Genomic DNA, 21,808 nt, shown 5'->3' with positions numbered 1-21,808 from the left:
AAAGAGGTCACACCTGTTCCCATGCCGAACACAGAAGTTAAGCTCTTTAGCGCCGATGGTAGTTGGACTTACGTTCCGCGAGAGTAGGACGTTGCCGGGCAAATTATTAGTATTATTCCACAGTAGCTCAGTGGTAGAGCTATCGGCTGTTAACCGATCGGTCGTAGGTTCGAATCCTACCTGTGGAGCCATGGCCCCTTGGTCAAGCGGTTAAGACACCGCCCTTTCACGGCGGTAACACGGGTTCGAGTCCCGTAGGGGTCATTTTTATATGGAGAATTAGCTCAGCTGGGAGAGCATCTGCCTTACAAGCAGAGGGTCGGCGGTTCGAACCCGTCATTCTCCACCATTTCTAATAACTAAATAAGCTGGAGGGGTAGCGAAGTGGCTAAACGCGGCGGACTGTAAATCCGCTCCTTCGGGTTCGGCAGTTCGAATCTGCCCCCCTCCACCATTGTTGGGCTATAGCCAAGCGGTAAGGCAACGGACTTTGACTCCGTCACCCGCTGGTTCGAATCCAGCTAGCCCAGCCATTAGAGCCATTAGCTCAGTTGGTAGAGCATCTGACTTTTAATCAGAGGGTCAGAGGTTCGAATCCTCTATGGCTCATATTGAAGACATTAGTGATTTCACTAATGTCTTTTTTGTTTTTAAGCATTTTTGCATATACATGTATATGTATTAGGATATTGTTGCAGAGGCGTTTCTATATACATATATGAATAAATATTTGTAATATATTAATAATATCCATAAACCCTTATATACCTTGATGTAAGTGCTTACATATACTAGAATATAATAGTAATGACAATTAAGGGGGATTTAAAATATGAGTAAACGTATTGAAATTATTAGTGCACCCACTGCCTTTGGTCAACGTAAATTAGGTGTTAACTTTGGACCGGATGCATTAAGATATGCTGGTTTAATAGAGAGAATAGAAGATATTGGACATGAAGTAATTGATAAAGGTAATGTTCAATCACCAGTTCTAGACATGAAGAAATATAAAAGTGAACAAAAAGGTCTTCGTAATTTAGAGGAAGTAATTGCTTTTTCAAATAATTTATACGAATCTGTGAATGAAACCGTTGAAAAAGGTCACTTTCCACTCATACTAGGTGGAGATCATTCTTTATCAATAGGCTCTATAGCTGGTATTAGTAAACACTATGAAAATTTAGGCGTGATTTGGTACGATGCACACGGTGATTTAAATACGTTAGAGTCTTCTCCTAGCGGAAATATACACGGTATGCCATTAAGAGCATTGATTGGTGAAGGTGATGAAGCACTGACAAACATTGGTGGATATAAAAATAAAGTTAAACCTGAAAATGTCGTATTAATAGGTATGAGAGATTTAGATGAAGGCGAGAAAAAGTACATAAAAGAAGCAGGTATTTTAACATATACTATGGCTGATATTGATAGGTTAGGTATGGGACAAGTCATTTCAGAAACGATAGAATATCTAAAAGATAAAACGGATGGTATTCACTTATCGCTAGACGTTGATGCTTTAGATCCTGTTGAAACACCAGGAACAGGAACTATTGTACCTGGTGGAGCTACATATAGAGAAAGTCATCTTGCGATGGAAATGTTGCATGAATCTAAATTGATTGTTTCTGCTGACTTAGTAGAAGTAAACCCACTTATTGATGAATATAATAAAACAGCTAGATTAGCGATTGGATTAATGGGTTCATTTTTTGGTGAAAAACTATTATAATTGACAATTATGAATAAAATCATTATAAATAAAGAAGTCTCTAATTATAGAGACTTCTTTTTTATTTAAATTAACAATATAACTGAAAAATTGATATAATAAATAATAGGTTAACGAAATACGGAGGAGATACTATGCAGTTACCTGACATTTTTGGCGATTTAAGTGCCATAAAAGTTATAACAGGTATACTTGATTTGATTATTGTATGGTATGTATTGTACTTAATTATTACAGTAGTGAAAGGTACAAAAGCGATACAATTATTAAAAGGTATATTTTTCATCATAATTGGTAGAACAGTAAGTGATTTTTTAAATTTAACAACAACAACGCTATTATTTGACTTCGTATTACAATGGGGATTTTTAGCGATTATTGTTATATTCCAACCAGAGTTTAGAAGAGCTCTAGAACAGTTAGGTAGAGGTAGCTTGTTTAAACGCGTAAATGTAACGACCTCTGCTGAACAAGAACGTCTAACTGATAGTATCGATAAAGCTGTTCAATACATGGCTAAGAGACGTATAGGTGCACTCATAGTCTTTGAGAAAGAAACAGGTTTGCAGGATTACATAGAGACGGGCATCCCTATTAACGCTGATATTACTCAAGAGCTACTCACTAATATATTCATTCCTAATACACCATTACATGATGGGGCTATGATTATTAGAGAACAAAAGATTGCTACAGCTGCAAGTTACTTACCATTATCAGATAGTCAAAAAATATCTAAAAGTTTAGGTACAAGACATAGAGCGGCGGTAGGTATCTCTGAAGTTTCAGATGCATTTACAGTAGTTGTATCTGAAGAAACGGGGTCGATTTCTGTTTCATTTGATGGTAAATTAAGAAAAGAAATATCTAGTGATACTTTTAGGGAATTACTAGTTGAGCATTGGTTTGGTTCTGTTCAAAGCAGAAAGGATGTGAAGTAGATGCTAGAATCTAAATGGGGATTACGTTTTGTCGCATTAGTACTAGCTTTAGTCATGTTCTTATCTGTTAATAATGTATTTGGTAGTTTATTTAACGAAACAACGTTAAAAAATTCTGATCATGTTATAGAGGATGTTCCTGTTGAAACAGTTTACAATTCTAAAGAATTATACTTATCAGGTGCACCTAAGACAGTAGATGTTAAAGTTTCAGGACCACAATCTACAATCTTAAAAACAGAAAAATTACTTAATTTTAAGGTGGAACTTAATCTAAAGAATAAATCAGTAGGAGAATATAAAGAAAGCTTTAAAGTAAAAGGATTAAACAAAGATTTGAATTATCAAGTTATTCCGAAAACCACAACTGTTTCTTTACAAGAAAAAGTATCTAAGAAATTCCCAATCGAAGCTGAAATCAATCAAAATAGAATCGCTTCCGGTTATGAATTATTAGGTGAAACAGTTAATCCATCACAAATAACGATTACTGGTGGTCAAGAAGAATTAAATAAAATCGCATATGTAAAGGCAACATTAGATGAGAATAAACAACTTACTGATGATACAACTGAGAAAGCAGGCATTAGCGTACTAGATAGTAACTTGAACAAATTAGATGTTCAAATTAGACCTGATACCGTTAATGTAAACATTAAAGTTGCGAGATCGAGTAAAACAGTAAGTTTAAATCCTGTCACAAAAGGATCTGCTTCAAAAAACACAAATATTGACGATATAAGTTTAGATAAATCAGAAGTTAAAATATACGGTTCACGTAATGTATTAGATGGTATTAGTTCAATAGATGTGCCAGTAGATGTATCGGATATCGATAATGATACAACGAAAAAGGTAGATTTAAATTTACCTGATGATATAGACGAAGCCGAATTCAACAAAGTCGAAGCAAAAATAAAAACTTCTAAAAACTAATGGAAATAAAAGGAGAATTACAAATGGGCAAATATTTTGGTACTGATGGTGTAAGGGGAGTAGCGAATTCTGAATTAACTCCTGAAATTGCTTTTAAATTAGGTAGATTTGGTGGATATGTTTTAGCTAAAAAGCATAATAGCGAAAACCCGAAAGTATTAGTAGGTAGAGATACACGAGTATCAGGAGAAATGTTAGAATCTGCTTTAATTGCTGGTCTATCATCAATAGGAGCAGAAGTTATGAGATTAGGTGTCATTTCAACACCAGGTGTAGCTTATTTAACTAAAGAAGTAGAAGCAGATTTAGGTGTTATGATTAGTGCTTCTCATAATCCAGTAGCAGATAATGGTATTAAATTCTTCGGACCAGATGGTTTCAAGCTGACTGATGATGAAGAATTAGAAATAGAAAAATTATTAGATTCAACTGAAGATAATTTACCAAGACCTACAGGTAAGGAATTAAATCATATATCTGATTATTTCGAAGGCGCTCAAAAATATATGAGCTATATTAAGTCAACAGTGGATGGAGACTTAGAAGGGCTTAAAATTGTATTAGATGGCGCGCACGGTGCTACATATTCTCTAGCTCCTTATTTATTCGGAGATTTAGAAGCCTCTAGTGAGACAATTGGTTGTAAACCGGATGGCTATAATATTAATTTAAATGTTGGATCTACACATCCTGAAGAATTATCTAATGCAGTTGTAGAGTACGAAGCAGATTTTGGTTTAGCATTTGATGGTGATGGAGACAGAATTATAGCGGTTGATGAAAAAGGTCAAATAGTAGACGGTGACCAAATTATGTTCATTTTAGCGCAAGATATGGCTGAACAAGGTGAATTAAAAGATAATATGGTTGTATCAACAGTAATGAGTAATTTAGGTTTCTATAAAGCTTTAGAAGAAGTAGGTATAAAATCCGACAAAACTAAAGTAGGCGACAGATATGTTGTAGAAGAAATGAGAAGAGGTTCTTATAGTCTTGGAGGCGAGCAATCTGGCCATATCGTATTAATGGACTATAATACAACAGGTGATGGTTTACTAACAGGTGTACATTTAGCAAGCATCGTTAAAAGAACGGGTAAATCATTAAGCGAATTAGCAAGTAAAATGAAAAAATATCCTCAGCGTTTAGTCAATGTAAAAGTTTCTGATAAGTATGGTGTTGAAGAAAATACTAAAGTTGCAGAAATTATTACAAAAGTTGAAGTTGAAATGAATGGAGAAGGCCGTATTTTAGTACGTCCATCTGGAACAGAACCGTTAGTTCGTGTAATGGTAGAAGCTAAAACTGAAGAAGATGCTGAAAGATATGTAAATAGTATTGCAGAAGTTGTTAAAAGAGAAATGGGAATTGAATAATTAAATGAATATAAAAGCGGTTGAGTCATATGTTTTATGGCTCAACCGTTTTTTTATTATAAATTATTATCACAAGTTCATTTAATATAAATTTATAAAATAAGTTGATATATATAGTGATATAATTGCACAATAATGAGATTCATTGTAGAATAAAGAAAGTTCACTAAAGGAGGATTGTGAGGTTTATCAAAATAAGGAAACTTATAGCGCCTGAACAAAAGGGAATTATGACTAAAGATGCGTGTATATTCAGATACATGTTGAATGAATAATTTCGCTTTTGTTGACGAGGAGGATGGTTATCGAATTATCGGCGGATGCTATCCCGGATGTGGCTCATTCGAAAGTTCAATGGTTAAAGCATATGGGTGACTGTATGTCCAAAGTCATTGAAACAGCCATGAAGTCAATAACGTACTGAAAGCGACTGGACACTTTTTGAAGTTGTCTAACCGCTTATTTAAAATTGGAGGAATTTAATTTATGTGTGGAATCGTCGGATATATTGGTACAGCCAATGCAAAAGAATTATTACTTAGAGGATTAGAAAAATTAGAATATAGAGGCTATGATTCAGCAGGTATTGCTGTTCGTAACGAAGAAGAAATAAAAGTATTTAAAGAAAAAGGTAGAATTGCTGAATTACGTAAAGTTGCAGATAATGATTTTGATGGAAATATTGGGATTGGACATACTCGTTGGGCAACACATGGTGTACCTAACTACGAAAATGCACACCCTCACCAATCAACATCAGGTCGTTTTACTTTAGTACACAATGGTGTAATAGAGAACTATGAACAATTAAGAAATGAATTTTTACAAAGTGTAACATTTAAATCAGATACTGATACTGAAGTAATTGTAGAATTAATTGAACATTTTTCAAATGAAGGTTTAACAACTGAAGAAGCTTTTAATAAAGTATTATCATTACTACATGGTTCTTATGCATTAGGCTTATTAGATGAACAAGATGCAGAAACTATTTATGTTGCTAAAAATAAATCACCATTATTAGTTGGTGTTGGAGATGGCTTCAACGTTATTGCTTCAGATGCAATTGCGATGCTAGCTGTCACAGATACTTATAAAGAGTTAGTAGATAATGAAATTGTAATAGTGAAAAAAGATAAAGTAATCATTAAAGATCAAGAAGGCAATGTTATCGATAGAGATAACTATAAAGCAGAAATTGATGCATCAGATGTTGAAAAAGGTACTTACGATCATTACATGTTAAAAGAAATTCATGAACAACCTGCAGTTATGCGTAACATTATTCAAAATTATCAAGATGATGAAGGTAACTTAAAAATCGATAAAGAAATTATCGATGATGTTGCACAAGCAGATAGAATATACATTGTAGCTTGTGGTACAAGTTATCATGCTGGTTTAGTAGGTAAAGAATATATCGAAAAATGGGCTGAAGTACCTACGGAAGTACATGTAGCTTCAGAATTTGTTTACAATATGCCATTACTATCTAAGAAACCATTATTTATCTTTATTTCACAATCAGGTGAAACAGCAGATAGTCGTGCAGTATTAGTTGAAGCGAAACGTCTTGGTCATAAAGCACTGACGATTACAAATGTTCCTGGCTCTACTTTATCTCGTGAAGCGGATCATACATTAATCTTACATGCAGGTCCTGAAATTGCTGTTGCTTCTACAAAAGCATATACAGCTCAAATCGCAGTATTAGCGATTCTTTCACAAGTTGTAGCAAATGCTCATGGTAAAGAAACAGGTGTTGATATTTTACCAGAACTTGCAAAAGTAACGACAGCTATTACAGCTATCGTCGATGATGCTTCTAAAATGGAACAAATTGCTAAAGATTTCTTAGAAACAACTCGCAACGCATTCTTCATTGGTCGTACGATGGATTACTATGTTGGCTTAGAAGGTGCTTTAAAACTTAAAGAAATTTCGTATATCCAAGCAGAAGGATTTGCTGGAGGAGAGTTGAAACACGGAACAATTGCTTTAATTGAAGAAGGTACGCCAATTATTGCATTAGCTACTCAAGAAAAAGTTAACTTATCTATCCGTGGTAATGTAAAAGAAGTAGTAGCACGTGGAGCTAATCCTTGTATCATTTCTATGGAAGGATTAGAACATGATGAGGATACTTATGTAATCCCACATGTACATGAATTATTATCACCACTTGTTTCAGTAGTAGTACTACAATTAGTTTCTTATTACGCAGCGCTTCACAGAGGCTGTGACGTAGATAAACCACGTAACTTAGCTAAATCAGTAACAGTTGAATAATATATTTTAGTTTTTAAAGAGTCTGGGACATAATCAATGTCTCCGGCTCTTTTTTTATATTGTCAGTAATCATTGCCGCGGTTGGACTAATAGATTTTTTTATAGAAAATTATGTATCATATTTAATTTTATAAACAAAAAACTTGAAAAATATACGCTAGGGGGGTATAGTATTAATTAAGAAAGGACGTGAGTATATGGGAGAGTTTTTACATGATCATCCTGTAACACCAAGAACTAAAGAAGAAAAAGAGAAAGTATTAAATAGATTAAAACGTATTGAAGGGCAAGTACGAGGTATTCAAAGTATGGTTGAAGAAGACCGTTATTGTGTGGATATACTCGTTCAAATTAGTGCTATACAGTCTGCACTTAAGAATGTTGGGTTTGCAGTAACAGAACGTCATATTAAACATTGTGTTACAGATGCTATCCAAAAAGGCGAAGGCGAAGAAACAATAGATGAATTAATGAGTGTTCTTAAACAATTTTCTAAATAAGGAGGTGTGGTATAAGTGGCAAATCAGAAACAAACAACTGTTGGCGTCACTGGCATGACATGTGCAGCATGTTCAAGTCGAATTGAGAAAGTGTTAAATAGAATGGACAGTGTAGATGCCAAAGTGAACTTAACAACAGAAAAAGCATCTGTTTCATTTGATCCTGAACAATCTTCTTTAAAGGATATAACTAATAAAATTGAAAAACTTGGATATGGCGTGTTAACAGAAAAGGCAGAACTTGATGTATTTGGTATGACATGTGCAGCATGTTCAAGTCGTATCGAGAAAGTATTAAATAGACAAGAAGGCATTGAGCAAGCAACAGTTAATTTAACTACAGAACAGGCTAATATAGAATATAATCCTGAAATAGTGGATATTAAAGCAATCATAGATAAAATTAAAAAATTAGGATATGATGCACAAGCAAAAAGTGAAATGAAAAATAAAGAAACACACAAACAAAAAGAAATAAAACAAATGAAATTAAAATTAATTATTTCAGCAGTTTTATCCTTGCCACTATTCATGACAATGCTTGTTCATTTATTTAATGTTCAATTACCTAGTATATTTATGAATCCATGGTTTCAATTTATTCTTGCTACACCTGTTCAATTCGTAATAGGATGGCAGTTCTATATTGGAGCATATAAAAATTTGAAAAACGGCGGCGCCAATATGGATGTGCTTGTTGTATTAGGTACTAGTGCGGCATATTTTTATAGTTTATACGAAGCGATTAAAACTATTGGTAATCCAGAATACATGCCACATTTATACTTTGAAACAAGCGCAGTTCTAATCACTCTTATTTTATTCGGTAAATATTTAGAGCAAAGAGCAAAAAGTCAAACAACAAATGCATTATCATCACTTCTTAATTTACAAGCGAAAGAAGCAAGGGTTATTAGAGAAGACAAAGAAATGATGATACCTGTAGAAGAAGTTGTAGTAGGTGATGTTTTAAGAATTAAACCTGGTGAAAAAATACCAGTAGACGGTAAAGTTATAAAAGGAAATACTTCTATTGATGAATCAATGATTACTGGTGAATCTATACCGGTAGAGAAATCAATAGATGAAGCGTTAATTGGTTCAACAATTAATAAAAATGGTTCAATTGAAATGAAAGCAACAAAAGTTGGTTCAGATACTGCTTTAGCATCAATCGTTAAAGTTGTAGAAGAAGCTCAAGGGTCTAAAGCTCCTATACAAAGACTTGCCGATGTTATATCAGGTTATTTCGTACCAATCGTGGTTGGAATAGCAATCTTAACATTTGTGATATGGATAACTTTAGTTAACCCAGGACAATTTGAAGGCGCACTTGTAGCTGCAATTGCAGTGCTCGTTATTGCTTGTCCATGTGCTTTAGGGTTAGCAACACCTACTTCTATCATGGTAGGCACGGGTAAAGCAGCAGAAAGTGGTATTTTATTTAAAGGTGGCGGACACTTAGAGAGAACACACCAATTAAATGCTATTGTTCTAGATAAGACAGGAACAATAACAAAAGGAAAACCAGAAGTGACTGACTTTACAGGTGACGATGAAACTTTACAATTGTTGGCAAGTGCAGAAAGAGGATCTGAACATCCACTAGCTGAAGCAATAGTTGCATATGCTACAGAAAAAGATTTAACTTTAAAAGACGTATCAAGCTTTGATGCAATACCTGGACACGGTATAAAAGCAACTATAGATGGAAATGAAATATTAGTAGGTAATAGAAAACTAATGACTGATGCTCAAATTTCAGTTAATCAAGTTGAAGAAACACTTACAAACTTTGAACATCAAGGTAAAACTGCAATGTTAATGGCAGTTAATGGTCAATATAAAGGCGTAGTAGCAGTTGCTGATACAATTAAAGAAACGGCACCTGAATCGATTAAACTGATGCAAGATGAAGGATTAGAAGTAATTATGCTTACAGGTGATAATGAAAGAACTGCGCAAGCTATTGCTAAGCAAGTAGGTATTGATTCAGTTATAGCAGAAGTATTACCAGAAGAAAAATCAAATGAAATAAAAGCTTTACAAGATAAAGGCAAGAAAGTAGCTATGGTCGGAGATGGTGTAAATGATGCACCTGCATTAGTAGTAGCAGATATCGGAATAGCTATAGGAACTGGAACTGAAGTAGCGATAGAAGCAGCTGACGTAACGATTTTAGGGGGAGAACTATTATTAATCCCTAAAGCAATCAAGATTAGTCACGCAACAATTAAAAATATTAAACAAAACTTATTCTGGGCATTTGGGTATAACACAGCTGGTATACCTATAGCTGCCCTCGGTTTATTAGCACCGTGGATAGCAGGGGCTGCAATGGCTCTAAGTTCAGTTAGTGTTGTCACTAATGCTTTAAGATTAAAAAGAGTTAAACTATAAATTATAAGGAGATGTATATAATGGAACAAACAATTAAAGTAGAAGGTATGACTTGTAATCATTGTAAATCATCAGTAGAAGGTGCTTTAAATCAATTAGATGGTGTAAATAATGCCGCTGTAAACTTAGAAGAAAATAATGTACAAGTAGCATATGAAGAAGGCAAAGTAAACTTTGACCAGATGAAAGAAGCAATAGAAGATCAAGGATACGATGTTGAAGCATAACAAGAAAATATAATGAATTTTATATGAGTCCTGGACATAAATAATTGTCTAGGACTTTATTTTGTATTGGCAGTAGCTGATTTGACTGAAAATAAGTTTATAAAAAGCTTTTTTCAATACTAGTCATTCTAAGCAGTGTGGGACTACGAAATCTTTTTAAGAAAATGAAATTTCTGTCCACTCCTATTTTTATAAGGAAACTAGAGTCATCATGAAAACAAGGGGGAATTTTTGCAGTAAGATATAGACTAACGTATATTGAGATATAAGTACAACTAAAGAAAGGGGTATTAGATGGATTTTAAATTAGAGAACAAGGTAGCATTAATTACTGGAGGCAGTAAAGGTATCGGTTTAGAATCAGCTTTATGTTTGGCGAAAGAGGGAGCAAAAGTAGCTATTTGTGCTAGAAATAAAGATAGATTAGAAGAAGCAAAAAGTTATATTCAAAAACACACAAAAGCTAATGTCCATATTATTATTGCTGATGTAACAGATAAGTCAGAATGTATAAAAGCTGTAGAAGAAACAGTGGGTAATTTTGGAACGATAGATATATTAGTGAACAATGCTGGTACATCCCAAGCTCATGCATTTGAAGAAGTGGAAAATGAACTTTGGGAAGATGATCTTGATTTAAAATTATTTGGAGCCATAAATTGTTCAAAAGCAGCAATCCCTTATATGAAAGAAAATGAACAAGGTTCAATCATTAATGTCACAGCAGCGTTAGGCAAGACACCTCCTAAATCATCGTTGCCTACTTCTGTATCAAGAGCTGCTGGCATGGCACTTACAAAAGCGATGAGTAAAGATTTAGGTGAATATAATATAAGAGTCAATACAGTATGTATAGGACTTATAAGAAGTGAACAATTAGAAAAAAGATGGAAAAATGAAAATCCTGAGTTATCTTGGGAAGAATACTCAAAAATTGACCGTTCAATTCCTTTAGGAAGAATTGGGAACACAGAAGAAGCGGCCAATGTGATCACTTTCTTATCATCATCAGCCGCTTCATATGTGTCTGGAGCTTCAGTTAATATTGATGGTGGATTCATAGGCACTTTATAATTTAATGGGCTATGAGCGTTTATATACTACTTTTCCTCCAATAATCGTATATTGAATCATATCATCATTTAGATCGATTGATTCGTCTAATGGGTTATGATTCAATATTACAAAATCAGCGTTTTTATTAGGCTCAATTGTACCATTTTGATTTTCGGTATGGTTGAGCTTTGCGCCGTTTATAGTCATTGCTTTTAATGATTCTAGGCGTGTTAATTTCAATTCTTTACCTAAAGTACGTCCGCTTTTTGTTTTACGATTACAAGCAATCATTATATTATCTATTGGAGAGATGGGCGTTACAGGACAGTCTGAATGCAACGTATATAACACGCCTAAATCTTGAGCCCATCTTGCAGGATCTATTAGATTTGCTCGATTAGGACCTAAAAATTTTTCATAATGTTGATCACCAAAATAATATATATGATTAGTAAAAAATGAACCGGAAATTTGATTGTTTTTCATTGCCACAATGTCTTCATATTCACCAGTTTGAATATGTTCAATTCGTGTTTCATGATTATAATTTGGTAAAGACTGTATTTTAGAATAAGCTTTTATAATGGATTTAATAGCAGCATCGCCATTCGCATGCGTTGTTAATGGAAATCCTTTTTCTGCGAACGATGTATATAAACTTTCTAATGTTTCTTGTTTTATAATAATCTCACTCTTTGTATTTTCATTTTTATAAGGTTGTGTGAGTGCTGCTGTATTTATTTGGATTGATCCATCTTGGAAAAATTTAGCGCTATCCAAAGTACATTTTTGGTTTGAAAGTGTTTGTATTTCTTCATTTAATTCTTGATATGTTTTATCTTTGATTCTTTCATCATTTAATAGCAGTTGGTAATCTATCATGATCCTTAAATTAATGTCATTTTCTAATTGTATATATTCATGATAAGCAGATATATCATCTTTACCATGAGCTAGACCAACCGACGCTTCTGAAGCTGTTGTAATACCTTTTTCAATATAATCTTGAGCAGCATTTTTCAGCGCATCAATCATCTCTTCTTTAGATGGTTTCGGTAAATAAGGTAACAGTTTTTCTACTGCTGGTAATTCATAAAGTAAACCGTTTAAGGTACCATCCGTTTTAGAAAAATAGCCACCTTCAGGATTTTCTGTTTCATCATTAATATTTGCTATTTCTAGAGCTTTACTGTTTGCAACCCCCATATGTGCAGAGCTATGACGTAAGTAAATAGGGTGTTCAGTTGAAACTTCATCGAGTTCTTGCTTCGTAATATGTCGTTCTTCATCAAGTTCTAGTTCGTTGTAACCTTGACCAACTATCCATTCCCCTGAATCCTTTTTAGGTAATTGTTGTTTCAATGCTTTTTTAATGTCTGAAATATTTTTAATTGTTTCAGGCCTTACATCTACTAATTCTTTAAATAAGCCATAAAGTAATAAATGACTATGTGTATCAATAAAACCAGGTATAATAAATTGTTCTTTACCATCTAATGTTTCAACATTTTGATTACTGATAGATGTATTAATTTCTTTAATCTTTCCATCTTTAATTAATATATTACTTTTATAAGGTTTAGGATTAACCATGTCTATAATATTAACGTTTTTAATCATTAAGTTACTCATAATAATCCTCCAAATTCGGGTTGTCTAATTTTTCAAAATAAGCAGCTTGAATCGTTTCTAACTTATCGTGTTTAGTTAGTAAACTTGTGCCTACTAATAAAATAAATGAAATTATAAATCCAAATATTGCATGATCAATAGGTAAATTAAATAAAGGATATAATAAGACAAGTATTGCTGTTCCTATCATACTTACCATAACGCCAATTTTCGTTACACCTTTCCAGAACATTACTGCAATAAATGGTATGACAAGTATAGTAGATGTTAATCTTAAAGCCCATTGGTATGTAGTGGCGATATCACTTACAGTATATGCAAATAAACAAGCCAATATTGTTATGATTGCAACTGAAATTCTCGAAAATACTAACATTTTTCTGCTGCTATCATTTTTATTAATAAATGTTTGATAAAAATCAATTGTCAGGTTACTGCTACCTTGTAAAATAAATGATGTTGCTCCTGTCATTAAAGCAGCTAATAAACCTAAGAATACAAGTCCTCCTAGTGGGCTAGATAATAATAAATCTGTTACATATGAAAAAACTAAGTCAGGGTGCATATCAAGCGGAACAAATTGTCTTGCTGCTAAGCCAATAATAAAAGGTAAAATAGAAATGAAACCTGAAATTACAAACCCTAAGGCATTTGCTGAAACAGCTACATTTTCGCTTTTTGCAGCAAAGATTCTCTGCCAAATAGATTGCCATACTAAATAAAATGGCCCGACTGATAATGCATAAAGCAAGACTTCCCCATAACCATCTGGTCCTGAAATACTTAAAAGTTTAGAACTACTGTTTTCAAAAAGTGTTGAAAGTCCTCCAACATGAACTACCGTAACAACCGCAAGAATAACGACACCAATAATAATGATGATTGATTGAATAGCATCAGTTAACATAGTTGCTGGTAATCCTCCGATTACAGTGAATATTAAGATGACGACAAATGATATAAATATACCTAATGAAACATTCATATCAAAAGTAATATTAAAGACAGTAGACATACCGACCATTTGTAGAGCCGTTGTCGGTACTGAATATATAAACGCAGATAGTATGGAAGGCACTACTCCTGCTTTACCACCAAATCTTTTAGTAAATAAATCTGCTAAAGTAATGAGCTTTTGCCTTCTAAGTGGCCTGGCAAATCCTAATATTAATATTAATGAAAATAAAATCGCTACAAAAGCGAATTTCCAATAACCTGATAACCCAACTGTAAAACCGAGTCCTACCCAACCGATGAATACTGCGGCTCCACAAAATGTACTTATAATTGTCCCCGTAATTTGCCAAAACCCAGTGTTCCAACCACCGATTAAGTAATCCTCATAAGTTTTGATTTTTTTGAAATAATAATATGCTATTGCAAGCATAAATATGAAATAAACTATAAAGTAAGTTGCATACCAACCCAAATTCATCACTCTCCTTTAAAATGTTATAATAAGAGTATAAAGTAAATTATTGAATATTTCTAATTAATCTGAAAATTTTAAATAACAATCGTTAATTAAATGTTCATACTAAAGTCCGACACTAACACACTTGTAATGTTATATAATGGAGTTTAACTTTTATTTTTAATTTTTTGAATTTATGGTTTATGTTTTATGTAATACGGTAATAAATTATTGAAAACAACTTAAAGGAGTCTATTAATGGAGAGTTGGATAACAAGTGTAATGGAACAGTTTGGCTATTTTGGTATAGCCTTATTAATATTAGTTGAGAATGTATTTCCACCTATACCATCTGAAGTCATTTTGACCTTTGGAGGATTTATGACGACTAAATCCGAATTATCTATATTCGGTGTGGTCGTAGCATCGACGATTGGTTCTGTAGGTGGAGCGGTCATATTATATTGGATTGGTCGTATTCTCAACGTTGAGCGTCTTGAACGAATCATTGAAAAATGGGGAAAGTATTTAAGGTTAACAAAAGAAGATGTTAGAAAAGCTGATGCTTGGTTTGATAAATATGGACCTTGGACAGTATTTTTCTGTAGGTTTATTCCACTTATTAGAAGTTTAATATCTATCCCAGCCGGTATGAGTGGTATGAATCAATGGCTATTTTTAGTATTAACGACGTTAGGTACATTAATATGGAACTTAGTACTTGTTCTAGTTGGAGCAAAAGTAGGGAATAATTGGCACCAAATTGTAAATTATATGGATGTTTATTCAAATATTATGTATGTAGTTATTGCAGTAAGTGCGGTAATTTTTATAATTTGGTTTATAAAAAGGAAAAAAACTTCTACTAAATAAAAACTGTAGGTGAATGTGATGATCCAAACATGCAAATTGTTAACTGATAAGCATTATGAGTTGCTTTCATTAGCAGATGATAATCAAAAAGCAATAAATGATTATACTTCACGTGGAGAAGTATTTGTATTTGTTAAAGAAGGACAACCAGTAGGTATTGTAGTCGGATTATTAACGAGGCCAAATACATTTGAACTTGTAAACTTAGCTGTGGATTCACATTATCAACATCAAGGTATAGGTAAACAGTTAATAAATTATATTATTGAAGTAGCTAAAAATTTAGATTGTCACACTGTTACTGTTGGTACTGGTAATTCAGGGATTGGGCAATTAAAACTATATCAACAAGCAGGCTTTAGAATGAAGTCCATTGATATTGATTACTTTATAAAATATTATGATGAGCCCATTTATGAGAATGGCATACAGTGCAAAGATATGGTTCGGTTAGAATTAGAATTAAAATAGAAAATTATAATCAAGGAGTCTGAGACAGTTATTTATGTTTTAGACTCCTTCTTTTATGAAAGTCTTGTTAGAATCCCGGTCTTTAACATCAAAGTAATTTCATGTACAATGAGTGAATATTATGAAAACTTTGAGGGGATGACAAAATGTTACTTGATTTAAAAAATATCAACTGGATACGTGAAGGTAATTACATATTAAAAGATATTTCTTGGGAAATAAAAGATGGGGATCATTGGGTGTTGTACGGTTTAAATGGAGCAGGTAAATCTACTATATTAGATATTATAAATGCTTATACAGCACCATCGTCTGGCGAATTTGAAATATTAGATATGAAACAAGGCAAACCAGGTTACTCAGCGGATAATATTCGAAAGCAAATCGGTTACGTCTCACAATCATTATTTAAAAAAATGCGTCAAGAAGATAATGCTTTTACAACTGTTATTAGCGGAGCGTATGCTTCAATTGGTGTATACGAGGATCCTACAGATGAGATTAGAAATAAAGCTGAAGAAATTTGTGCGATGCTAGGTATTACACCATATATAAATAGAAGATTTAGTACATTATCTCAAGGTGAACAAACACGTGTGTTAATTGGTAGAGCTTTAATGTCAGAACCTAGGTTACTTATTTTAGACGAACCGACTAACGGCTTAGATTTTGTTGCAAGAGAGGATTTATTAGAAAGAATTGGAAATATCGGTCAAGATAAAAATGGTCCGACAATGATTTATGTAACGCATCATTTAGAAGAGGTATTGCCAGTGTTCAAACATATATTGTTGCTGAAAGAAGGACAAGTATTTGCTTCAGGGGGCATTGAATCAGTTGTTAATTCAGAAACTATGAGTGATTTATTCAATATAGAAGTAGATGTAACTTTTAAAAGTAGACGTCCAATTTTGTCTAAAGTCTAAAAAATTGATTAAATAAATCTTCCGTGAAATAATAATAATGGAAATAAACTTTGGAGGATTATACATGACAACGCAAGTAGTTTTTTTAGACATGGACGGTACGATTTTAAATGAAGATAATAGAGTAACAAATTACACAACTCAAATTATTAAAAAGGTACGTAATAAAGGTGTGAAAGTCTTTCTAGCAACCGGTCGCGCATATGACGAGATACACTATCTTGTGCCAGATGATTTTGAAGTAGATGGTATTTTATCTTCAAATGGAGCAGTTGGTTATATTGATGGTGAAGAAATATTTAAATATCAGTTAGAAATGGATACAGTACATAAATTAATTGATTTAGCTGAAGAACACCAAATATATTATGAGTTATTCCCTTATCATAAAGATAGAATAGCTTTAAATCGTGATAAAGCATTATTAGTTTCAGAACTTGAGCAGTCAGATGATGCAGATGTAGAAATTAATGAATGGAAATCGAGATTAGAAGCAATGAAAGATAAAATCACTTGGGTAGATGAAATACCAAATGATGCCTATTCTAAAATCTATTTCTTCAAAAAGTATCACACTGATATCGATAGATGGGAAAAAGTAGTTGAACCTTTAAAAGAAACTTTAAATATATCAATATCAAATTCAACACCTTGTAATTTAGAAACAATGCCTAAAGGCGTTAATAAAGCGACAGCTATTCAAAAAGTTTTAACGCATTTCGAAATAGAAGAAGATGCTATAACTTACGCTATTGGTGATAGTGATAATGACAGACAAATGTTAGAACATGTAGATAATCCTATCGTAATGAAAAATGCACCAGATCATATTAAGCTACTAGGTAAAGAAGTAACACAATTATCTAACCTCGAAAATGGTGCAGCAGAATTTTTAAAACTTAAATTTTTATCTGAATAAAACATAAGAATCTCATACAAAAATAATTCTCCTAATCTGTTAGTTTAAAAATAACGGGTTAGGAGAATTACTTTTGGTTAGAAGTCATATTTTAGCCATGTAATTTACGTAGATGTAAGTAGTGCACAATTTATTTGGAACGATTGAAATAATAATGTTCGGATATATTAATAATAGTACTCGTTTGAAGGAGTGATACTATGATTAAAGCGATAGTATTTGATATATATGGAACATTATTTGATATCGATAGTGTTAAAAATAAGTGTGAGAAGTTATTTCCGGGTAACGGAGAAAAAATCGCAAAAGCTTGGCGACAAAAGTTAATTGAATATATTCACGTAAGACAATTAGTAAATCAATATAAACCTTTCAGTCTCGTAGTAAAAGACTCACTTGAGTATGTATTAGATAGAAATGAATATGATTACGATTCAGAAGATGTATCTGAATGTGTAAACGAATATAATAAGCTAGAAGCTTTTCCTGAAACTGAACAAGTTTTAAATCAGTTAGAGAATATAGATAAGATTGTATTTAGCAATGGAAATGAAGGGATGGTATTAACTGTTTTAGAACATGCACATATAGAAGATAAATTTAAACATATTGTAGCTTTAGAAGAAATAGGGCTTTATAAGCCAGATTCAAACAGTTATAAATATTTATATGAAAAATTAGATTTAAACAAAGAAGATATTTTATTTGTTTCTTCTAATAAATGGGATATTATTGGTGCCCAGAATTTTGGATATAAGACAGCATGGATTAATAGATATTTAACGGAGTTTGAACATATCGATGTTGAACCTGACCATGAATACCAGACTTTATACGGTTTAATTTCTTTAATAAAATAATGAAAAAAACTGAGAATCATCCAAATTAAAGGTTTGATTCTCAGTTTTTTATTAATCATTTATTCATCAGGTTGATCATTTTGTGGGTATAGTGCATTTTTATTTTTATGATAGAAGTTCATTACACTTCCGTACATGATATAACTCATAGCTATTAAATAAACAAATGCGAAAATATAAGCGAAAATGCCAAGTAATATTTTTAGTACGTCAGGAAGTAATGATATTATAAGCGCGGTAATAACTGCGATTATAGCGAGTATGATATAAGCAACAATGAAATATAATACATTACTAAATAGTAATTTCCACGCACTTTTAGGACCTTTACTTGTGATGTTCCAACCTATAGATAATTTATTTAGTGTTGGCAGTGATTGTTGGTCAATATGTACAAGAACCGTATTAACTAAGAAAATGACAACATAATAAATTGGTATGTAAAGCGCAAAGATGATTAACATCATAAGTAACATAATAATTAAGAATGATACTGACATAGCACCAAAGTTATTTTCGTTTATAAACGCAGCTGAAGTGCCAAATATCGCGATAAATATCAATTCTACAATAAACACAACGATATATAATACAATTGCTAATGCCACAGAAATGACAAACATAATTGCAGTTAGTTTAAGTGTCTTTACGTATTTACCTTTCTTGAAGAATAATAACAAATCAGAAAATCTTGGCGCACGTCCTAAGTCTGTATCTTTATAATATTTTAAGAACCCATAAGTCATAGGTATTAAGACAAAAACATATAATAATAAACTAACGATAAAACCTATTACCATAGATATTAAAAAGGCTACGATACCTCCGCCTGAAGGCTCGCCAGAGAAATCTTGAGAAGATATCATGCTAATGGCACCTATTAAAAATATAACACCTGGCACTAACATGATGATACCAAGAACAATTGACGTTAATATTGAAAGGAGAACTGTCTTTAAATGAAGTCCTCGACCATTTCGCCAATAATCTAAATGAAATTCAAACATATTGATCACTCCGTATTCTATTTTATATCAATAGCGTAACATAAAAAGTTTTATAAATGTCATAATATTGTCAAAAATATGAGGGAGATAAAGTTAATATAATTATCATAATAAGCAGTTTGTTTGATATCATATTAAATTACTCATATATTGAGGGTAGATTAAATTTAGGAGTGAGCTATGAAGAAGTTATTTCGTTTCACGATGTTTATCGTTACTTGGGTTATAATCATTACGATACTTATCTTATTCAAGCAACAAGGTGGCTTCAACTTTGTAACCCAATATGTTGATAATATTCAAAAAGAAATGCGACAAAAAGAAATAGCATCACGAACAGAACAAATTAAACAAAAAGATAAAACTGATGACCGTTCACTAGGTAATTTCTATCAAGAAGGACAATGTACTTTTTATGTATTTGAAGAACGCTTAAAAATAGATAAAAGAATCCCAACTTCGTGGGGAGATGCTAAACACTGGGCGGAAAGGGCTAAAAAAGATGGCTTTAAAGTGAATGGTAAGCCAGCAAAAGGTTCTATACTGCAAACAGATTATGGTGATTTAGGTCATGTAGCAATTGTAAAAGAAGTACACTCAAATGGTAATATAGTTGTATCAGATATGAACTATGAGAAACCATATGAAGTAACAAAAAGAGTTATTACATCGGATAGATTGCATAATTATCAATTTATCCATGAAAAAATATAAGGAGTGTTTTATATGAATATATTCGTTATAGGTGCAAATGGACAAATCGGTAGATTACTTGTAAAAGATTTAGTAGAAGAAGGTAATCAAGTAACAGCAGGAATAAGAAAAACGAACCAAGCTAGCTATTTTGAAGAAATAGGCGCTAAAACAGCTTCTCTTGATTTAGAGTATGACGATATTGATGATATTGCTGAAAAAATTAAAGATGCAGATAAAGTTGTTTTCACTGCTGGTTCTGGTGGACACACTGGTGCTGACCAAACAATTATTATTGATTTAGATGGTGCTGTGAAATCAATAGAAGCAAGTAAACGAGCTAATATTGAACACTTCGTTCTCGTTTCATCATTTGATACAAGACGTTCGGCATTCGAAGGTGATTTAAAACCTTATACAATCGCAAAACATTATGCAGATGATCATTTAAGAAGATCTGAACTACCTTATACAATTGTACATCCTGGCTTATTAACTAATAATGAGGGCACTGGAAAAGTTGAAATAGCAGGAGAAGTTGAACGTGGAGAAGTCCCTCGCCAAGACGTTGCTTCAGTTATACAAGCTGTTTTAAATAACGAGGGTACAATCGGAAAAGAATTCCAAGTTGTTACTGGAAATATAGATATAACAGAAGCAGTGAATCAACAATAATAGTGTGATTTAAGGAGATGTATTATGGTTAAATTTGCTATTTTAACAGATATACATGGTAATTATGATGCTTTAGAAGCGGTAATAAAGGATATAGATAGTCGTTCTGATATAGAACACATTTATAATTTAGGTGATAATATCGGAGTTGGTCATAAGACGAATGAAGTATTGGACCTTGTTACAAATCGCAAGGATATGACCAATATTGCTGGAAATCATGATGAAGCAATTATGGCAGTAGCTCATAATGAAACGTATCCTGAAAGTCTTAAAAATAAATTTTACGAACACCATCAATGGATAGTAGAACATCTTGATTCTAAATATTATACTTTTTTAAATCAATTAGACCGAGAAATCACAAAAGAAATAGATGGACTGAATTTTTACTTTACCCATTATCGTATATTAGAAGAAGATATGGATAAGCATATAAGTGAAGATCCGTTTCAACCAATCGTTGAACCATCTTTAGAACATGTTCATGGCTTATTTAATGGTATAGATGCAGACTTTGTTACATTTGGACACAATCACGTGTTACACCATTTTGATGATATTGAGACAATTTATTTTAACCCTGGTTCAGTAGGTCTTAACAACGGTGCTTATGCCGTGTATGGTATCGTTGAAGTTAAAGATGGTGCAATAAATGTTGAACGTATTAAAGTACCATATGATAACCAAGCATTTTTAGATGGCTTCGAAGAAAAGAACGTTCCAGGAAAAGAATTGATATTTGAATCATTTATTTAAATAAAAAGCCTTCCTTTTAAAGTAGATGAAGTTAACCCTGTCAAGTAGACAACTAAATAATAAAAATGTCTTTTTGGTCAAATTCATAGCTAAGCTATGGATTTGGCCATTTTTAA

At 32.6% G+C, this 21,808-nt stretch carries 20 protein-coding genes, 6 tRNA genes and 1 rRNA gene; 24 read left to right on the top strand and 3 right to left on the bottom strand.

Going from position 1 to position 21,808, the window contains the following annotated elements; genetic code table 11:
- From rrf to LQ682_RS13530, 16 genes are all read left to right on the top strand, one after another.
- Window positions 1–100, top strand: a 5S ribosomal RNA gene (gene rrf / locus LQ682_RS13605); the annotation flags it as partial.
- Window positions 101–116: 16 nt separating this feature from the next.
- Window positions 117–191, top strand: a tRNA-Asn gene (locus LQ682_RS13600).
- Window position 192: 1 nt separating this feature from the next.
- Window positions 193–264: transfer RNA gene (locus LQ682_RS13595), tRNA-Glu, on the top strand.
- A 9-nt stretch (window positions 265–273) separates the two neighbouring features.
- A tRNA-Val gene (locus tag LQ682_RS13590) sits at window positions 274–349 on the top strand.
- A gap of 21 nt (window positions 350–370) precedes the next feature.
- Window positions 371–454: transfer RNA gene (locus LQ682_RS13585), tRNA-Tyr, on the top strand.
- 4 nt (window positions 455–458) lie between these two features.
- A tRNA-Gln gene (locus LQ682_RS13580) sits at window positions 459–533 on the top strand.
- A 3-nt stretch (window positions 534–536) separates the two neighbouring features.
- Window positions 537–609 (top strand) — tRNA-Lys (locus tag LQ682_RS13575).
- A 223-nt stretch (window positions 610–832) separates the two neighbouring features.
- Window positions 833–1,738 carry an arginase gene (rocF, locus tag LQ682_RS13570; protein ID WP_239724577.1) on the top strand — a complete coding sequence of 302 codons (906 nt, stop codon included), beginning with the start codon at window positions 833–835 and terminating at the stop codon, window positions 1,736–1,738.
- A 134-nt stretch (window positions 1,739–1,872) separates the two neighbouring features.
- Entirely contained in the window at window positions 1,873–2,679 is an 807-nt protein-coding gene (cdaA, locus tag LQ682_RS13565) for a diadenylate cyclase CdaA (protein WP_016998506.1), read from the top strand.
- A complete protein-coding gene (locus tag LQ682_RS13560; protein ID WP_016998505.1) occupies window positions 2,680–3,615 on the top strand; it encodes a CdaR family protein in 936 nt (311 codons plus the stop codon). It begins immediately after the preceding gene.
- 23 nt (window positions 3,616–3,638) lie between these two features.
- Window positions 3,639–4,991 carry a phosphoglucosamine mutase gene (gene glmM / locus LQ682_RS13555; RefSeq protein ID WP_135022350.1) on the top strand — a complete coding sequence of 451 codons (1,353 nt, stop codon included), beginning with the start codon at window positions 3,639–3,641 and terminating at the stop codon, window positions 4,989–4,991.
- Between the two features lie 486 nt (window positions 4,992–5,477).
- Window positions 5,478–7,280, top strand: coding sequence for a glutamine--fructose-6-phosphate transaminase (isomerizing) (gene glmS / locus LQ682_RS13550; RefSeq protein ID WP_239724576.1), 1,803 nt, complete (start codon window positions 5,478–5,480; stop codon window positions 7,278–7,280).
- Window positions 7,281–7,477: 197 nt separating this feature from the next.
- On the top strand, window positions 7,478–7,780 hold the full coding sequence (locus tag LQ682_RS13545; RefSeq protein WP_016998501.1) for a metal-sensing transcriptional repressor: 303 nt from the start codon (window positions 7,478–7,480) through the stop codon (window positions 7,778–7,780).
- Between the two features lie 15 nt (window positions 7,781–7,795).
- Window positions 7,796–10,180 carry a heavy metal translocating P-type ATPase gene (locus LQ682_RS13540; RefSeq protein WP_239724575.1) on the top strand — a complete coding sequence of 795 codons (2,385 nt, stop codon included), beginning with the start codon at window positions 7,796–7,798 and terminating at the stop codon, window positions 10,178–10,180.
- 20 nt (window positions 10,181–10,200) lie between these two features.
- Window positions 10,201–10,407, top strand: coding sequence for a copper chaperone CopZ (gene copZ / locus LQ682_RS13535; protein WP_016998500.1), 207 nt, complete (start codon window positions 10,201–10,203; stop codon window positions 10,405–10,407).
- A 294-nt stretch (window positions 10,408–10,701) separates the two neighbouring features.
- Window positions 10,702–11,481 carry an SDR family NAD(P)-dependent oxidoreductase gene (locus LQ682_RS13530; RefSeq protein ID WP_016998499.1) on the top strand — a complete coding sequence of 260 codons (780 nt, stop codon included), beginning with the start codon at window positions 10,702–10,704 and terminating at the stop codon, window positions 11,479–11,481.
- Window positions 11,482–11,490: 9 nt separating this feature from the next.
- On the opposite strand, the gene LQ682_RS13525 is transcribed toward LQ682_RS13530, so the two are convergent.
- Both LQ682_RS13525 and LQ682_RS13520 read right to left on the bottom strand, forming a co-directional pair.
- A complete protein-coding gene (locus LQ682_RS13525; RefSeq protein WP_016998498.1) occupies window positions 11,491–13,095 on the bottom strand; it encodes an amidohydrolase in 1,605 nt (534 codons plus the stop codon).
- Entirely contained in the window at window positions 13,088–14,530 is a 1,443-nt protein-coding gene (locus LQ682_RS13520; RefSeq protein WP_345774114.1) for a sodium:solute symporter family protein, read from the bottom strand. The genes LQ682_RS13525 and LQ682_RS13520 overlap by 8 nt, the downstream gene beginning before the upstream one ends.
- 237 nt (window positions 14,531–14,767) lie before the next feature.
- Here LQ682_RS13520 and LQ682_RS13515 point away from each other — a divergent pair, with 237 nt between their 5' ends.
- The 5 genes from LQ682_RS13515 to LQ682_RS13495 all read left to right on the top strand — a co-directional run bounded on the left by LQ682_RS13515 (window position 14,768) and on the right by LQ682_RS13495 (window position 18,558).
- Entirely contained in the window at window positions 14,768–15,382 is a 615-nt protein-coding gene (locus LQ682_RS13515; protein ID WP_016998496.1) for a DedA family protein, read from the top strand.
- A gap of 18 nt (window positions 15,383–15,400) precedes the next feature.
- On the top strand, window positions 15,401–15,853 hold the full coding sequence (locus tag LQ682_RS13510; protein ID WP_016998495.1) for a GNAT family N-acetyltransferase: 453 nt from the start codon (window positions 15,401–15,403) through the stop codon (window positions 15,851–15,853).
- Between the two features lie 146 nt (window positions 15,854–15,999).
- A complete protein-coding gene (locus LQ682_RS13505) occupies window positions 16,000–16,779 on the top strand; it encodes an ABC transporter ATP-binding protein (RefSeq protein ID WP_016998494.1) in 780 nt (259 codons plus the stop codon).
- Between the two features lie 64 nt (window positions 16,780–16,843).
- Complete coding sequence (locus tag LQ682_RS13500; RefSeq protein ID WP_016998493.1) at window positions 16,844–17,698, top strand: HAD family hydrolase; 855 nt, start codon at window positions 16,844–16,846, stop codon at window positions 17,696–17,698.
- Window positions 17,699–17,898: 200 nt separating this feature from the next.
- A complete protein-coding gene (locus LQ682_RS13495; protein ID WP_016998492.1) occupies window positions 17,899–18,558 on the top strand; it encodes a haloacid dehalogenase type II in 660 nt (219 codons plus the stop codon).
- Window positions 18,559–18,617: 59 nt separating this feature from the next.
- Here LQ682_RS13495 and LQ682_RS13490 read toward each other — a convergent pair whose 3' ends face one another.
- The gene (locus LQ682_RS13490; protein WP_064211419.1) at window positions 18,618–19,565 is read right to left on the bottom strand and encodes a hypothetical protein; all 948 of its coding nucleotides are present in this window, start codon (window positions 19,563–19,565) and stop codon (window positions 18,618–18,620) included.
- A 180-nt stretch (window positions 19,566–19,745) separates the two neighbouring features.
- On the opposite strand from LQ682_RS13490, the gene LQ682_RS13485 reads away from it, so the two are divergent.
- The 3 genes from LQ682_RS13485 to LQ682_RS13475 are packed head-to-tail and all read left to right on the top strand — an operon-like array spanning window position 19,746 to window position 21,692.
- Window positions 19,746–20,279 carry a CHAP domain-containing protein gene (locus tag LQ682_RS13485; protein ID WP_135032700.1) on the top strand — a complete coding sequence of 178 codons (534 nt, stop codon included), beginning with the start codon at window positions 19,746–19,748 and terminating at the stop codon, window positions 20,277–20,279.
- 12 nt (window positions 20,280–20,291) lie between these two features.
- Window positions 20,292–20,933 carry an SDR family oxidoreductase gene (locus LQ682_RS13480; protein ID WP_064205304.1) on the top strand — a complete coding sequence of 214 codons (642 nt, stop codon included), beginning with the start codon at window positions 20,292–20,294 and terminating at the stop codon, window positions 20,931–20,933.
- Window positions 20,934–20,957: 24 nt separating this feature from the next.
- Window positions 20,958–21,692, top strand: coding sequence for a metallophosphoesterase family protein (locus LQ682_RS13475; RefSeq protein WP_239705467.1), 735 nt, complete (start codon window positions 20,958–20,960; stop codon window positions 21,690–21,692).
- Window positions 21,693–21,808: the final 116 nt, after the last annotated feature.

This window comes from Mammaliicoccus sp. A-M4, from assembly GCF_022386955.1.
GTDB classification, from domain to species: Bacteria; Bacillota; Bacilli; order Staphylococcales; family Staphylococcaceae; genus Mammaliicoccus; species Mammaliicoccus lentus.
Note: the sequence above shows the minus strand (reverse complement) of the source record. Positions and strands in the feature narration are given on the sequence as shown.

Bases quoted from the DNA above. Each gene is read 5' to 3' on its own strand.
- LQ682_RS13500 (WP_016998493.1), top strand. From the start codon at position 16,844: ATGACAACGCAAGTAGTTTTTTTAGACATGGACGGTACGATTTTAAAT.
- LQ682_RS13510 (WP_016998495.1), top strand. From the start codon at position 15,401: ATGATCCAAACATGCAAATTGTTAACTGATAAGCATTATGAGTTGCTT.
- LQ682_RS13530 (WP_016998499.1), top strand. From the start codon at position 10,702: ATGGATTTTAAATTAGAGAACAAGGTAGCATTAATTACTGGAGGCAGT.
- copZ (WP_016998500.1), top strand. From the start codon at position 10,201: ATGGAACAAACAATTAAAGTAGAAGGTATGACTTGTAATCATTGTAAA.
- rocF (WP_239724577.1), top strand. From the start codon at position 833: ATGAGTAAACGTATTGAAATTATTAGTGCACCCACTGCCTTTGGTCAA.
- LQ682_RS13525 (WP_016998498.1), bottom strand. From the start codon at position 13,095: ATGAGTAACTTAATGATTAAAAACGTTAATATTATAGACATGGTTAAT.
- glmM (WP_135022350.1), top strand. From the start codon at position 3,639: ATGGGCAAATATTTTGGTACTGATGGTGTAAGGGGAGTAGCGAATTCT.
- LQ682_RS13490 (WP_064211419.1), bottom strand. From the start codon at position 19,565: ATGTTTGAATTTCATTTAGATTATTGGCGAAATGGTCGAGGACTTCAT.
- LQ682_RS13560 (WP_016998505.1), top strand. From the start codon at position 2,680: ATGCTAGAATCTAAATGGGGATTACGTTTTGTCGCATTAGTACTAGCT.
- LQ682_RS13505 (WP_016998494.1), top strand. From the start codon at position 16,000: ATGTTACTTGATTTAAAAAATATCAACTGGATACGTGAAGGTAATTAC.
- LQ682_RS13545 (WP_016998501.1), top strand. From the start codon at position 7,478: ATGGGAGAGTTTTTACATGATCATCCTGTAACACCAAGAACTAAAGAA.
- LQ682_RS13480 (WP_064205304.1), top strand. From the start codon at position 20,292: ATGAATATATTCGTTATAGGTGCAAATGGACAAATCGGTAGATTACTT.
- LQ682_RS13520 (WP_345774114.1), bottom strand. From the start codon at position 14,530: ATGAATTTGGGTTGGTATGCAACTTACTTTATAGTTTATTTCATATTT.
- LQ682_RS13515 (WP_016998496.1), top strand. From the start codon at position 14,768: ATGGAGAGTTGGATAACAAGTGTAATGGAACAGTTTGGCTATTTTGGT.
- cdaA (WP_016998506.1), top strand. From the start codon at position 1,873: ATGCAGTTACCTGACATTTTTGGCGATTTAAGTGCCATAAAAGTTATA.
- LQ682_RS13485 (WP_135032700.1), top strand. From the start codon at position 19,746: ATGAAGAAGTTATTTCGTTTCACGATGTTTATCGTTACTTGGGTTATA.
- LQ682_RS13495 (WP_016998492.1), top strand. From the start codon at position 17,899: ATGATTAAAGCGATAGTATTTGATATATATGGAACATTATTTGATATC.
- glmS (WP_239724576.1), top strand. From the start codon at position 5,478: ATGTGTGGAATCGTCGGATATATTGGTACAGCCAATGCAAAAGAATTA.
- LQ682_RS13475 (WP_239705467.1), top strand. From the start codon at position 20,958: ATGGTTAAATTTGCTATTTTAACAGATATACATGGTAATTATGATGCT.